The following is a 12,777-nucleotide window of genomic DNA, read 5'->3' as shown; positions in this document are numbered from 1 at the left end:
CGCCCTACGCAAACGGGACACGCGGCTGTTTAGAGCAGTTCACCAGCGGCCCAGCGATCTTAGCCCGATTTGGCGACCCGGGCCTCACCGGGCCAGATTTAGCCGCGCTCGCGCACGCGGGCTTTCCCAAAGCCCTTGCAACTCTTGCCGCCGTGGGCCGCGATCTCGGGATCGGCCTCGCCACTCTCGCCAATATCTACGGCCCGGAGGCGTTTCTACTGGGCGGAGGCGTGATAGACGGCTTCGGCGAGCTTCTGCTTGCCCCCGCCCGCGCCGAGCTTTTCGTGCGCGGCCTTCCCGCCGTCCGGGAAACCCCGATCCTGTGCGCCAGCCTGGGAGCCGATGCCCCGCTGATCGGTGCCGCCGCTCTAGCGCTGTAGGACTTCTGCCACCCACTGGGCTTCCACCTCCGTAAAGGGCACTTCGGGCGGCTCCGTGTAGCGCAAGAGGGAGCCGTAGCGGCCCGTGTCGTAGCACTCGTCGAGTAGCGTTTGAAGATCAAGCTGCACCGGGGAGAAATCCGCTCCCAGAGGTATCGGAATCTCCGGCAGCCGATGTACCAAGGTGAACGGCCAAACTCTGTAGTTCCAGCGATCCGTCACATCATGGACACACACCAGATAGTCCCAGACTGCCTGCCGAGCGAGTAAACGACTCTCGGGTACCGCCACGGTATGTGTCCCTGCACGCAAGAGATCAATCTCCACCAAGCTCGTCTCGCTTTGTAGCAGCTCCGCTTGCTTTGCCCGGTATTGTTCGTAGCCGCGTCCCCGTTTATTCGAGGGACTGAGAAGCTCAATCACAGTCACAACACTTTCCTGATGAAGTACATCCCGAATCGTTAGATACGCCTGGTGTTCTTCTTCCGGGAAGGCACGATTCACAATCCCAACATCGGGTCGTCCTTCGTTCGGATCCGTCAATTGAATACGCATTTCTGTTGTTGCGACAAGCTGTGGGGGTAAGACGCGATTAAGAGCAGTCTCACAATAGGCAGCATACTTATTGTGGAAGCTTTGCCAGAGAATGCGATTCTCCAGCCAGGGATCCATTCCGGGAAAGGGGCCAGGCATCGCGCATTTTATCGCAGGTACAATAAACATTATGCAGACAACGCCGTTGGAGCCGTTAGATCAGTACACCACGATTCTCTGGGTTGGGGGCTCGGAGGCAAAGCGCCCCGAGAAGTTCGGGCTCTTTGTCCAGCGCCTGAAAGAAATGGGTATCAACACCGGGATGGTGACCGGTGACGAAGACCCGAGCCGCTGGGTAAAAGCCGGAATGCCCTACTACGTCGAGAATGTCGTCAACCGGGGGCTGTGCCTGAAGTACAGCTCCACAGTGACCGACTGGGACAAGTTCGTGACGCAGTGGGTCAAAGACGGGCGACCAGAGTCAGCCTTTGTGCGGGACTACTGCCTCGATGATCCGGCGTGGCAACAAGAGGCACAAAAGAAGATGCGGCAGGCTGTCGCGATGCACAAAACAAACAGGCCACCTCTCTACGATATTCGCGATGAGCTTTCGGTGACGATTAGTGCCAACCCGTTTGACTACGATTTCTCACCGCGCTCACTGGCGGCGTTTCGTGCGTGGCTCAAGACACAGTACGCCAACTTAGCGGCGCTGAACGCGCAGTGGCAGACGGAGTTTGTAAGCTGGGACAGTGCCCTGCCTTTCTCAACGGATAAGATCAAAAACCGGATGGGCGGCGGGGGCGCGGAGCCACGCGGCAAGCCGGACTGGGGTGAGGTGCAGGCGCTTAAATTTGATCCGCAAGCCGCTCGCAAAGACCCGATACGCTGGAACTTTGCGCCGTGGTGCGACTTCCGAACCTACATGGATGTCGCGCTCACCCGCGCTCTTTCTGACATTCGCGCTGCGGCAAAGGCCACCGATCCCCATGCCAAAGTCGGGATCGAGGGCACGCAGATGCCCAGCGCGTTTGGCGGCTACGATCTGGCGCGACTTGCCACAGCGCTAGACTGGGTGGAGCCCTATGATATCGGCAGTGCGCGGGAGATTTTTGGCAGCTTTATGCCCGGTAAGCCAATGCTCACCACGGTCGGGGAGCAAGATGCACGGGCGGCGCAGCGGCGGCTCTGGCACCTCTCCCTTCTCGGAGACACGGGCTGCATTATCTGGTGGAGCGAGGACTGCATAGACTTCAGCAAAGACGACTGGCCACTCACCAAGCGAGCGCAGGCCCTTGCGCCAATTCTAAAGGAGCTGCAAGGCCCACTGGCGACACGCTTTCGCCAGGCCACGCGCACGGCTGATCCGATCTACATCCACTACTCCCAGCCGAGCATTCAAGTGGCATGGCTCCTGGAGTCCACCGTGGACGGCTCCACGTGGCACCGGCGCTTCTCCAGCTACGAAGCCACCCACAACCAGCACACGAAAGTCCGCGCCGCCTGGCTCGCCGCGCTCCACGATCTGGGCTACACGCCGCAGTTCACCGCCGATTTAGCCTCGCTCCCTGCCAGCGCCACCGTGATCCTACCGCACTCCTACGCCCTCACGGACAGCGAGCGCCGTGCCCTGCCCCGCTTTAGAACCGTCCTCTCCAGCGGCCCGGTCGGGGTGTTCGACGGTCACGGGAAGCTTTTCGAGGGCACGCTTCCACAGACCCGCGCACTTGAAAAACCGCCCACGGCGGACGCGCTTGCCCAGCTCTTACCGATGTCCCCTTCGGTGCGTCTTCGCCCCACCGACCATGTGAGAGTGCATCGCTACGCCTCGGGGAGTGAGCGTCTGCTTGCCTTTGAGCGCAATGTGGCCTACCAGATGAGCGAGTCGCTCCAGCAAGCGGGCGGCAACGAAGCCCTGGAGAACCCCATTGAAGTCGTCGCCACGCTCGACAAGCCAGGGCTCGTCACCGACCTGAGAACCGGAAAGTCCCTGGGCCGCACGGCGACACTGCGCTTCACACTTGATCCCTGGAAGCCCAGCCTGTTCTCCGTGCGCTGACCTTCTGAATCCGTGTGCTGACCCTCTGAGGAAAACCCCGCGCCTTACCGATAACTTGCTTGTAGTTCTACTAGGTTTACCCAGGTAAAAAAGTAGAGAAGGGGAGCAAGTGATGACGGTCAGCTCTATTTTTAGTATCATGCCTTTTTGGATCATTGCCATGACAATGGGCATGCTCGTCTGGATCCTCTCTCTCTCGCTCCGCCTGCTGGATGTCTGGCGCTGGACCAACGAGCTCAAGCACTGGAAAACGATCCCGCAGCCCTACTGGAAAAAAGCAAAATATCTTCTTGGCTTTAGCTAGCTCTGAATAAAGCGCCCCTTTCTGTGCTACTAAGTAGTGTAAGAGGCGATGCGAATGTTACAGGCCCTTCGGCTACGAACCGCAAAATCAGATACTGCATTTGAAAAACTCTGGGAGGCGCAGCGCCCTCGGGTTCAGCGGCTGGCCTTGCGGCTCTGCGGCAACCCGGAGCAGGCCGAAGACCTCACTCAGGAAATTGGGATTCAGGCCCTGTCCGCCTACCCGAGCTTCCGCCGCGAGTGCGCCCCGACCACATTTCTCTACCGAATCGCGGTTCGTACGATCCACCGCCATCGCGAGAAAAACACGACCGTCGGGCTGGAACAGGCGGAAAATATCCCCGGCACCGCTCACTCGCCGGAGCAAGCCGTGGCGCTCTCACTTGCCCTACACACTCTCCCCGACGAGCTACGCACCACGCTCCTGCTCCGGCTCTATGAAGGGCTAACCTGCCGCGAGGTCGCCGCCGTGCTGGAGATTCCACTGGGCACGGTTCTCTCCCGCCTGCACACTGCCCGCGAGCGTCTGCGAAAGGAACTCACCGACGATTATGAACTGTAATATCTCCTCCGAAACCCTGACGGCACTCCACGAGCACTCCCTTCCCTGGTGGCACGTGCTCTTGCTTAAAACGCATACGCATCGTTGCGCCACGTGCCAGGCACAGCTCATTCATTTTACGAGTCTGGACTCACAGCTACGCGCCCTCACTCCAGCTCCCCTAGAAATCTCCCTCATGCCCCTTCGTCGCCGCAGAGCCCTACTCGGCTCTAGTATCGCTCTTGTTATGCTCGGTCTTGGCACCTGGCGCTTCTTCACCCCAGAGATCGAGTGGGCCGATGTCGAGAAAGCCATGAGCGATGTAAAGACAGTCCAGTGGCGGAGCACTTTAACCACAACTCCAGGACAAACCGCAACATCATCTCTGGTAACTCAAATGGTTCTCGTTATGGATCCAACATTCCAGAGAACCGAAAAAACTAGCATTACAGATTATGCTTATAGTATCCAACCACAACGTAAACTTGCCATAGAATACGCATCAGGTGGATCTCACTTACCATCTCAAGATAACATATTACCTTCTGGAATACTTGGATCCATATTAATCCCAAAACGTTACACAAAAGAATTAAAAACGTCAGTAATTTTCAAAAATAGACATCGTCTTATTGAATTCTCAGCATCAACATCAGATAATCAAGAAATCTTCCGCGTATTTGCAGACCCAAAAACAAAGAGAATCATCTGTCGCGAGCACTCATGGGCATACAAAGAAGTAGACAATTATCAGATCCACGAGATAAACAACGTAACAAGTTACAATTCTCCAATATCACAAGAATTTTACTCTAAAGTAAACTGCGCAAACTGGGACTACATAATAATCAATAATAGTGAAAATGAAGAAATTCAAAAACTGATAAGTTTCTTCACTTCAAATCAAGATATATCTAGACAATCTCATTTTATTAAATGGAATTATCCAATAATCAACAATAGCGAAAATGAAAAAATTCAAAAATTGATCAAAATTGTCACTTCAATGCGACGCACTCTAATATTTACCCACTCTACTAAATTTACCCGTCCTACTAAATGGAACTACACAATAAGTGCAGATATTATGAATGAATCCAAAGGAATAATCCCATCAACAGAAGCACCAATACTGAATATCAATCTATATCCTACAGAGTCCACACCTGATACTTATCATTATCGCCGCAAGTTCCAAGCACAGAAACAACCTGATGGTAGCTTCAAGATCAATCCTAGGTTTTTTGCATCGAAGCAAACGAAAGCCACAGAAACTCCAAGTCGCCGTGTGTATCACTATATTTCCACACACGAGACGACGAATTTTAGGATTCAAAATTTAGGGGATCGTAGTCAGAGCTTTAAGCTTTACCTGTAGCGACCTTACGCTCCCCACGAACCACGGCGGCGGCGACGGACCAATCGTAGGTGAGGTCTTCTTCGGCGGCATTTCGATACGTGACGATCCAGGCGTAGCGGTCTTGCCCACTGACATTCGGGTGCGATGCGTGCAGCGTCAGATCATGGAAAAAGACGGCATCCCCGGGATCACAGGGGGCGCTGACGGCAAGTGCTTCGTCTACGGCATCTTCGGCGAGCCTATGGCCGAAGCCTTCCCCTTCAGGAGCTTTACCCTCGTGCTCCGCGAGGGTTTTATGACTCCCCGGCAGGAGCTTCAGACAGCCATTCTCTTTCGTGGCAGCTTCCAGGGCCACCCAGACCGAGATTTTATGCGCCCCTTTCCAGTACGGCCAGTCCTGATGCCACGGCGAGCCGTAGTCTATAGTGGCGGACTTGAAAACCACTTTATCGGAGAGAAACTCGATATCGGGGCCGATCAGCGGCTCCAGCGCATCTAAGAGGCGGGGGTCACGAATGGCCTCCGCAAAGACCGGACTGCTGGCCGCCAGCCCCACGAAGACCCCGGCATGATCGCCCTTCTGTGCCACGATCCGCAGCGCCTCCGCCTTCAGCGCCGCCACTTCCTCCTCGGAGAAGAGCGTGTGTACCAAAACATACCCAAACTGCGCATAGGTCTCTTTCAAGCCGCCGTCGGCATCGGTTCCAATGGGTTGCACGTCCAGCCCCTCCTGCTCGCGCCAGGCATTCAGCGCCTCAGCCATGTAGTGCCAGCGGACGCTCCAGTACCGGAAGCGGCGGTGTGTGTTCATCGCCGCAAAGAGTGCCTCGGCTCCCTCACGGTCTGGCCAGGGAGTGCTCAGTAGCAACTGCCACTGCTGGGCCGCCGCCGCCCCTTGGGCGAACGCTTCCTGTGAGGGGCTAGTTTGTATGGCACGCGCTGAGAAATAGGCCACACACTCGGCAGCCACTGCTGCGAAAGGAATTCCCGTGTGCATTGAGGCTATTGTACACAAAAAAAGAGGCTCCGGAAAATCCGGAGCCGAGTTACTCTCGTCGTGTCAGTGTCTGCCGGGCCTAAGTGTCTGCCAGGAAGACACCAATCTGTGCCTCGCGCCCCTCCCCCAGCGGGAGAAGCGCCGCTTTTGTGTCTAAGTCGCCGGTGAGGAGGTTGCGCACCAGCGGCTCACGGTTGTTCTTGATGATCCGGATATGTGTCATGCCCGGCGGCGCAATCACCGGCACCAGCACCTGAAGTGTCGCGGGGCAGACGAGCGGCAGGTAGTCCACGCGCTCCCCCTCGGGACCTGTCACTTGAACGTACTCCCAGGCGGCGGGCTCCGGTGCGAAGGTTTGCCACTGCCGGACGACCGCCAGTTTCTCCCGATCCGCCGCGCAGTGGCTCCCCAGCGCCCCCACGGCCAGCAGAAGTGCCAGGGGGAGCTGGGTCAGCGCGTTGAGATCGGCAATGGGCACCACATCCAGATTCTCACCCGCATGCTCCCGAGCCACCCGGAGCGCCCGCAGTGCCAGGTTTAGCCAGAGGGGATCCGTGTCTACACGCGTCAGTGCCAGCGCTCCCCGTGCCCCAGCCAGGCTGGTTCGCAGAAGGGATTCGGGCTGGAGCGGATCGCCCAGAGAGCCATCGGGGAGCCGCCGGGTTCGCAGCAGCGTTCCCACTTCTTTAGCCAGAGCGATCATCCGCTCACTCTCGTACTCCCGCGAGACCAGCAAGATCCCCTCAATCAGCGACGCGAGTTGCTCGGTAGTGGCCACTTCGGGCGAGAGAGTCGCCAGCTCCATCCCCTCCTCAATCGTGGCAACACTTCGCAGTGCCGCTCTCAAGAAAACCTCATTGCCCGTGCGCCGGAAGGTTTCCACCAGTGCAATCAGCGCCTCGCCCACTGCCCAAGGGGAAACATGAGGCAGGGCAGCCCCGCCCTCATGGAAGCGCTCCCCCTGGAGGAGGCCGTCTTTATCCATCCGCAGCAGGAGCCACTGCGCCGCCGCCACTGCCGTCCGTGAGAGTAGCTCTGTCTTGAAGTGTGCATGGAGCAGATGAAGCCCCGTCGCGGTTCGGGCCGCCACCGTCGTGGAGAGAGTGGGTTCTCCCCGAAAATCCTCAAAGCGGCACTCATTGCGCTGGGTATCCCAGATCGCGCCCCAGTGTGGGCTCTCCACCTGCGCTACCTGAAAGTCGCAGACACCGCGCCCCAGAAGCCGGGCACGTCGCCGCAGGGCATCGTCGCCCGTCAGGTAGTGGTGCCCCAGAAGCGCACAGGCAGCCAGCGCCGCATCCGTCCCCTCCCCAGCCGCCACGCGGTTCTCACCAAGAGTGTAGATCAGCCGGTCCACGCCCCGCTTACGCACCCGCTCGTCACTCATCAGCGCTGCGGCTGCCGCGCAAGAAAGCTCCCAGAGAAACGGCTCCGTCTGGGCGAAGGGAAGCTGCTGTGCATCAGCCACCTGTGCGACGTGCTGCCGGAGCGCCTGGTGAACATCGGCCTCACTTCGCGCAGGAGCAATCCGGGTCTCCCAGGCCAGTGTCGCTCCCGCCCCTCCAAGATTCGCTCCCGTGAGAACAAGCTCAACGGCGCGCTCACGGCTCTGTGGAAAAGCGCCCGGGGTCTTACTTACCAGTGTGGTCACCAGCTCCTGAGACCAGAGCGCAAGAGCCTGTCCCCCTCGCCCCGTCGAGAGAGTGACAAGCTTTTGCAGACCAGGCGACAGCGGGAAACACAAGCGAATGCTATCGGGGATGTCCGTCAGCGGCGTGGCAGCCAGCGCGGGAGCCGTGGCCCCCACACGCCAGGTCCACAAAAGAGTGTCCCCCCGTCCTTCGACATACACCAGAAAACGCAGTGCCGCCCGCGCCGCCGTGGCCGTCTTGCGCCGCCCCCCGAGAAGAATACGATCGCGTTTCTTGCGGGAGTGCTGACTCAAATAAACCGGGAAAGTTTGCCCACGCAAAGTGACCTCGGCCAAGGGGCGAAAGGCGGTGGACTCAAACAAAGCTCTCCCGGACTTACCACGCAGCCAGCAGAGCCGAACCCGAAAAATATCCTTATGATCCGGCAGAAGCTCCAGGCCAATCGGGGAGTACGGAAATCGGTAAAGAACTTCCTCCTTGGGGAGGATCGTGGGCGGCGTTGTCATGGTTACTTGAGTTATCGGTGTCTCTCCAGCACGAAAGCCCTGTTAAGAACGCGGGAACCCGCCCCGCAAAATCGCCAGAAATTTATGCGCCCTCCCTCACCCCCCCTCTACAGTTTCTCGCCGGTCTTCCCATAATCCCAGTATGCCCTCGCGCGTTCCGCAGTTCGGGCAGTTTTTTGGGAGGTTGATCGCGTGTCTATACTATCCTCGCTATTCGGAAAAGAAGTGGTAATCGGGCTCGATATTGGAAGCTCCATGATTAAGGCTGTCCAGGTTGAACCGACCCGGGGAGGCTTTCGTGTCGTACGAGCGGCAGAGCAGAAGACTCCCCAAGGGGCCGTACGCGATGGGGTGATTATCAGCCGTGAGCCCATCGCGGTGGCGATACGCCAGATGCTTCAGGCAGCCGGGATCTCCGCCAACGCCGCCGTTCTCTCGGTATCGGGGCCCAGTGTGACGGTGCGCCAGATCCGTGTCCCTAAGATGAACGCAGCCACCCTGACCAAGTCTATTCGCTACGAAGCGGGTAAGTACATCAGCACCAATATCGAGGATGCCGCACTCTCCTTCGAGATTCTGGGAACCTGCGACGATGACCCCACGCAGATGGATGTGATGCTCGTGGGCACCAGCCGTGACCTCGTCGAGTCCCGAGTTGCTGTGGCACAGCTAGCGGGCCTAGAGGCAATCGCGGTAGATATTGAGTCCTTTGCGATCCTACGCGCCATTGTTGATACTGCACCAGACGATTTTGCCGATGAGAACCTGCGGGCCATCGTTGATATCGGCGCTGCCCATACCGAAGTGATTATTCTCTCCGGACCCGACTTCGCCCTCACACGCTCCATCCCGATCTCAGGCGATACTTTTGCCGATGCCCTAAAAAACCAGCTTCGGATCGAACCCAGCGAGGCGGAGTTGCGCAAGCAGGACGTGGATATGGGAGCACTCATTACCGGGGAAGGCTCACCGGAGTCCATTGAGCTCTCACGCATTATCCAGACGACTATGGACGAGCTCCTGCGCGAGATTCGCCGCTCCATCAACTACTTCCAGTCACAGCTCGCGGACGAGGGAGTTACTGCCAATCTTTCGGAGATCCTGCTCGTCGGTGGCTCGGCCCAGATCCGTAACCTAGCGGCCTACATGTCCGCTCGCCTTGGTATCCCCACACGGCTCTGCGACCCTTTCGCCAGCTCTCAGCTCGAAACGAGCCCCGAGGCAGAGGAGTGGCTGCAGGAGCAGGGTCCCAGCCTGACGGCGGCCCTGGGTCTGGCACTCAAAGAGTTCACAGGGCCACAGCTCGGCAGTAAGAACTAGGAAAGAAAAGGGTCAATACCACCATGCCAAATATCAATCTGATCGCCGAACGTCGTGCCGAAAAACGGCGCATGGAGCGACTGAGCAAGCAGCTATTCTATGCGATGGGAGCCTCACTGGCGATCCTCGTCTCGGTAGGCTCCTATCTGATGACCGCACGTTTCAAGCAAATGGGGGATGTGGCGGATGCCGATCATCGAATGGAGAAAGTACGGCCCATTATTGACGAAATTGACAGGGTGAAAAAAGAAACCAGTGATAAGCAACCCAAGGTCACGACCCTGGAAAGAGCACGCTTTGACACACTACGCTGGACACTGCTCTTCCAGGCAGTAGCTCAGTCTCTGCCTAAAGATGTCTGGCTCACCACCATCGGAGCGCCTGAAGGGGAGCCCATTGTTGTCAGCCTCTCAGGCTCCGCCCCGTCACAAGCGATCGCGGGTCAAGTGGCTCTCAACTTGAAAAGTAAGCCTCTTTTTGAGCGCGTCGAGCTGCTTAGCACCAACCTACTGGATAAAGGGGGCCGCTTCGGCTTCCAAATCAACGCGCCTATCAAGCCCATTTCTCTGCCCACAGCCCCTCCTCCCACCGCAGAGGCAAAGAAGACAGCTAAAGTGACGACGGTCAAAGGAGATAATAGCCGTGTTTAATCCAACCGCCGGTGGCCTCCGGAATATCTCTTTTCAGCCTGGTAAACAATCCGCCATTATTATGGGGGCACTTACAGGGGGGCTCTTATTTCTTACGGGGGGGCTCTATGTCTGGCAGTCGGGAGAGATCGCACGTGTCGACAAAGAAGTGGCCGCTAAGCTTGAACAAGTCTACGACAACGAGCGAAGCGCCAAGCAACTGGATCAAGTGCATCTGGAAGCCGCCGCAGTAGATGGCAAGCTGCGCTTTCTTGAGCAGAATGTCTCCTCAGGAGATTATATTCCAACGATGGTGCAGCAGATGGCCAAGCGTGCCCAGTCCTACAGCCTAATCGTCACCAACTCGCGCCATAGTATCGAGATCGTTCCTCCTCCCCAACCACTGAGCAAAGAGGAGAAGGCCGCGGGCAAGAAGCTGGCACTACCACCCGCCTATAACAAAGCCCGTATCGAGATTGATCTAACAGGCACCTATAACAATGTCGCTCGATTTATTCATAGCCTCACACGCTTTGAGAAAATCATCGCTGTCAACTCCGTTATGGAACAGTCGCGTCAGGACAAGGCAAATAGCTCGCCCGATCTCTCCGTGCGTATCGTCATGACAGGCTATGTCTTTCCCGATGGGGATATGATTGCCTCCAAAAAACAAGAGACAAAGTTTGGCTCCATCAGTGAGCGCCGCGCGATGGAAAATCAGCTCTTGAGTCCGCCATCCCCCCAGCCGAAATAGTCAGGCAGAGGCTAGGAAAACTTTATGAAGCCCATTGATAAGAAAGATATGCCCAAGCTGATCGCTCTGATCGGCCTATCGGTCTGTGCCCTTGGTTACGGTGTCTACAGTCTCGTGGGTGGCACCTCCTCGGCAAGCCCTCCTGCGCAAGCCGCACCTAAGGATCAGACAGCACAAGCAGCTCCCGTGGGGGGAGGCAGTGTCCCTACCACGGATGATGTTCTGACCACCGAGCTCACGCGTCTGGAAAAGATCAGCGAGCCCGTTCTGGTTCGCGATCCGTTTACGATCACCTCCAGCGCGAGCCCACTAGTGCCGCCCCCGACGACGCAACTGCCCCCCTCAGCACCCAACCCCACTCCGGCTCCTTCCCCACAGGATGTGGCTACCATCAGGGGAAAAATCCGCGCAAAAACTCTCGGCGAGATTCTCGGGGTCAGTGTCCGGCTTCCCAAGCCAGGCGGTGAGGAAGACCCGCGTGGCGGCGGTTCGGCGACATCGTCTGGAGCGACGCCCCATATGGTCCTGCCGCCACCACAGCAAGCGCAGCCCCCGACACTATCGGTGACTGGCATCATGGTTTCCGAAAATGGGCAGGGCAAGAGCATTGCCATTGTTCGCATCAAAGACGAAACCCGCTGGCTCTCTGTGGGAGAGGATGTCGGTCAGGGTTTTGTTGTCCGCAGCATCCGACGAACGGACAGCGGCAGCGAGCTGGAAATCATAGATTCGAACGACAAAAAACGCCACTTCATCTTCAAGGTGAACTGAGCAAATCAGATAACTGAGTCAATTCAGATAGAGGAGCTACTCTCGTGCAAACTCAAAAAAATCTCTTAGCCTTCGGACTTGCTTCCGTCGGAATGATCGCGTCCTCAAGCCCAAGCTATGCGGCGCCCAGCGCGGTCAATGACATCAAAGAGGTAACCATCACTACCGAAAATGCAGCCACAAGAATTACCATCACCGGCTCACTGTCCTTCACCCCGGACGTAAGGAGCCTAGACAAGAGTGGCGTGACCACGATTACCCTTCCTGGTCTCTGGCAGGCAGGGCGAGCCGGCAGCAAGAGTGTCCAAAAAAACGGAGTCGCTTTTGTTCGCTATGGGCAGTACTCGATGCGCCCCAGCAAACAAGTACGTATCGTCGCCAACTACAACAATAAGATTCGGAAGGGCCTTAAATACGAGCTCATCGCCTCCGAGGACAAGACCCGCTGGGACATTGTCCTCTACGCCCCCGGAATCGAGCCGACCGAGCTAGCCGACCGCGAGGTGCTCCCCGTCAATCTGGCCTCAATTGCTGCCGCTCCCCCCAAGATCGCTCGGGCCCTCCAGGCGGAGAAAGACCCACTCCCAGGTATCTCCGTTCGAAGCCAGCGCACCCCTGTCTCGATTGACACCCGTGCCCTGATGGCGGCAGCGAGCCGTGTGGCCTCCCGCATTGCGTTCGCACCTCGGGATACCGCCCGGCTCGCGACCTACGAACTAGTGACAGCGCCACAACTGAGCCTGGCCTCGGTGCTGCCACTGGCACCACGTCCGCGTCCGCTGGTTGCGACCACCACAGCGAGTACGAAGCTCACGCCTTACTCTAGCCGTGTGTCCGAGCCAAACTTTACCAAACCGCTCCTTCCCGCTCTTGAGCGCCCCGTTACCCTGACCCAGGCTCTGGCAGCTCCCCTTGCGCTGGCCCCCGCTCCTCCCTCCGACCAGAAAAAAGCGGTGGTGATCTCCGTCAAG

General features: G+C 57.7%; 13 protein-coding genes. 10 read left to right on the top strand and 3 right to left on the bottom strand.

Features of this window, described 5'->3' with window-relative positions:
* Window positions 1-380 (top strand): ROK family protein (locus ACH2EH_RS13060; protein ID WP_395142335.1); only part of this gene is annotated, 380 nt, incomplete at its 5' end.
* Here the strand turns inward: ACH2EH_RS13060 and ACH2EH_RS13055 are convergent.
* Window positions 369-1,073 carry a DUF4058 family protein gene (locus ACH2EH_RS13055; RefSeq protein WP_395142333.1) on the bottom strand — a complete coding sequence of 235 codons (705 nt, stop codon included), beginning with the start codon at window positions 1,071-1,073 and terminating at the stop codon, window positions 369-371. The two genes, ACH2EH_RS13060 and ACH2EH_RS13055, sit on opposite strands and share 12 nt — an antisense overlap.
* Window positions 1,074-1,104: 31 nt before the next feature.
* Between ACH2EH_RS13055 and ACH2EH_RS13050 the strand changes: the two genes are divergently transcribed.
* The 4 genes from ACH2EH_RS13050 to ACH2EH_RS13035 all read left to right on the top strand — a co-directional run bounded on the left by ACH2EH_RS13050 (window position 1,105) and on the right by ACH2EH_RS13035 (window position 5,195).
* On the top strand, window positions 1,105-2,973 hold the full coding sequence (locus tag ACH2EH_RS13050) for a beta-galactosidase (protein WP_395142331.1): 1,869 nt from the start codon (window positions 1,105-1,107) through the stop codon (window positions 2,971-2,973).
* Between the two features lie 139 nt (window positions 2,974-3,112).
* Entirely contained in the window at window positions 3,113-3,277 is a 165-nt protein-coding gene (locus ACH2EH_RS13045) for a hypothetical protein (protein ID WP_395142329.1), read from the top strand.
* A gap of 48 nt (window positions 3,278-3,325) precedes the next feature.
* A complete protein-coding gene (locus ACH2EH_RS13040) occupies window positions 3,326-3,838 on the top strand; it encodes an RNA polymerase sigma factor (RefSeq protein ID WP_395142327.1) in 513 nt (170 codons plus the stop codon).
* The gene (locus tag ACH2EH_RS13035; protein WP_395142325.1) at window positions 3,828-5,195 is read left to right on the top strand and encodes a hypothetical protein; all 1,368 of its coding nucleotides are present in this window, start codon (window positions 3,828-3,830) and stop codon (window positions 5,193-5,195) included. Before ACH2EH_RS13040 ends, ACH2EH_RS13035 begins: the two co-directional genes overlap by 11 nt.
* Here ACH2EH_RS13035 and ACH2EH_RS13030 read toward each other — a convergent pair.
* Together ACH2EH_RS13030 and ACH2EH_RS13025 are read right to left on the bottom strand one after the other, a co-directional pair.
* On the bottom strand, window positions 5,179-6,174 hold the full coding sequence (locus ACH2EH_RS13030; protein ID WP_395142323.1) for a phytanoyl-CoA dioxygenase family protein: 996 nt from the start codon (window positions 6,172-6,174) through the stop codon (window positions 5,179-5,181). The genes ACH2EH_RS13035 and ACH2EH_RS13030 overlap by 17 nt on opposite strands.
* Window positions 6,175-6,253: 79 nt before the next feature.
* Complete coding sequence (locus tag ACH2EH_RS13025) at window positions 6,254-8,332, bottom strand: hypothetical protein (protein WP_395142321.1); 2,079 nt, start codon at window positions 8,330-8,332, stop codon at window positions 6,254-6,256.
* 192 nt (window positions 8,333-8,524) lie between these two features.
* On the opposite strand from ACH2EH_RS13025, the gene pilM reads away from it, so the two are divergent.
* The 5 genes from pilM to ACH2EH_RS13000 all read left to right on the top strand — a co-directional run.
* Window positions 8,525-9,652 carry a type IV pilus assembly protein PilM gene (gene pilM, locus ACH2EH_RS13020; RefSeq protein ID WP_395142319.1) on the top strand — a complete coding sequence of 376 codons (1,128 nt, stop codon included), beginning with the start codon at window positions 8,525-8,527 and terminating at the stop codon, window positions 9,650-9,652.
* Window positions 9,653-9,675: 23 nt separating this feature from the next.
* Window positions 9,676-10,302, top strand: a complete 627-nt coding sequence (locus ACH2EH_RS13015; RefSeq protein ID WP_395142317.1) for a PilN domain-containing protein — start codon at window positions 9,676-9,678, stop codon at window positions 10,300-10,302.
* The gene (gene pilO / locus ACH2EH_RS13010) at window positions 10,295-11,035 is read left to right on the top strand and encodes a type 4a pilus biogenesis protein PilO (RefSeq protein WP_395142315.1); all 741 of its coding nucleotides are present in this window, start codon (window positions 10,295-10,297) and stop codon (window positions 11,033-11,035) included. Before ACH2EH_RS13015 ends, pilO begins: the two co-directional genes overlap by 8 nt.
* 24 nt (window positions 11,036-11,059) lie before the next feature.
* Entirely contained in the window at window positions 11,060-11,806 is a 747-nt protein-coding gene (locus tag ACH2EH_RS13005) for a hypothetical protein (RefSeq protein ID WP_395142313.1), read from the top strand.
* Between the two features lie 44 nt (window positions 11,807-11,850).
* The coding region (locus ACH2EH_RS13000; protein WP_395142311.1) for a hypothetical protein at window positions 11,851-12,777 on the top strand (927 nt) is incomplete at its 3' end.

The organism is Armatimonas sp. (assembly GCF_043760365.1).
In the GTDB taxonomy this organism is placed as follows: domain Bacteria; phylum Armatimonadota; class Armatimonadia; order Armatimonadales; family Armatimonadaceae; genus Armatimonas.
This window is presented reverse-complemented; position numbering and strand designations above follow the sequence as displayed.

Bases quoted from the DNA above. Each gene is read 5' to 3' on its own strand.
- ACH2EH_RS13050 (WP_395142331.1), top strand. From the start codon at position 1,105: ATGCAGACAACGCCGTTGGAGCCGTTAGATCAGTACACCACGATTCTC.
- ACH2EH_RS13030 (WP_395142323.1), bottom strand. From the start codon at position 6,174: ATGCACACGGGAATTCCTTTCGCAGCAGTGGCTGCCGAGTGTGTGGCC.
- ACH2EH_RS13035 (WP_395142325.1), top strand. From the start codon at position 3,828: ATGAACTGTAATATCTCCTCCGAAACCCTGACGGCACTCCACGAGCAC.
- ACH2EH_RS13055 (WP_395142333.1), bottom strand. From the start codon at position 1,073: ATGCCTGGCCCCTTTCCCGGAATGGATCCCTGGCTGGAGAATCGCATT.
- ACH2EH_RS13005 (WP_395142313.1), top strand. From the start codon at position 11,060: ATGAAGCCCATTGATAAGAAAGATATGCCCAAGCTGATCGCTCTGATC.
- ACH2EH_RS13040 (WP_395142327.1), top strand. From the start codon at position 3,326: ATGCGAATGTTACAGGCCCTTCGGCTACGAACCGCAAAATCAGATACT.
- ACH2EH_RS13045 (WP_395142329.1), top strand. From the start codon at position 3,113: ATGCCTTTTTGGATCATTGCCATGACAATGGGCATGCTCGTCTGGATC.
- ACH2EH_RS13025 (WP_395142321.1), bottom strand. From the start codon at position 8,332: ATGACAACGCCGCCCACGATCCTCCCCAAGGAGGAAGTTCTTTACCGA.
- ACH2EH_RS13015 (WP_395142317.1), top strand. From the start codon at position 9,676: ATGCCAAATATCAATCTGATCGCCGAACGTCGTGCCGAAAAACGGCGC.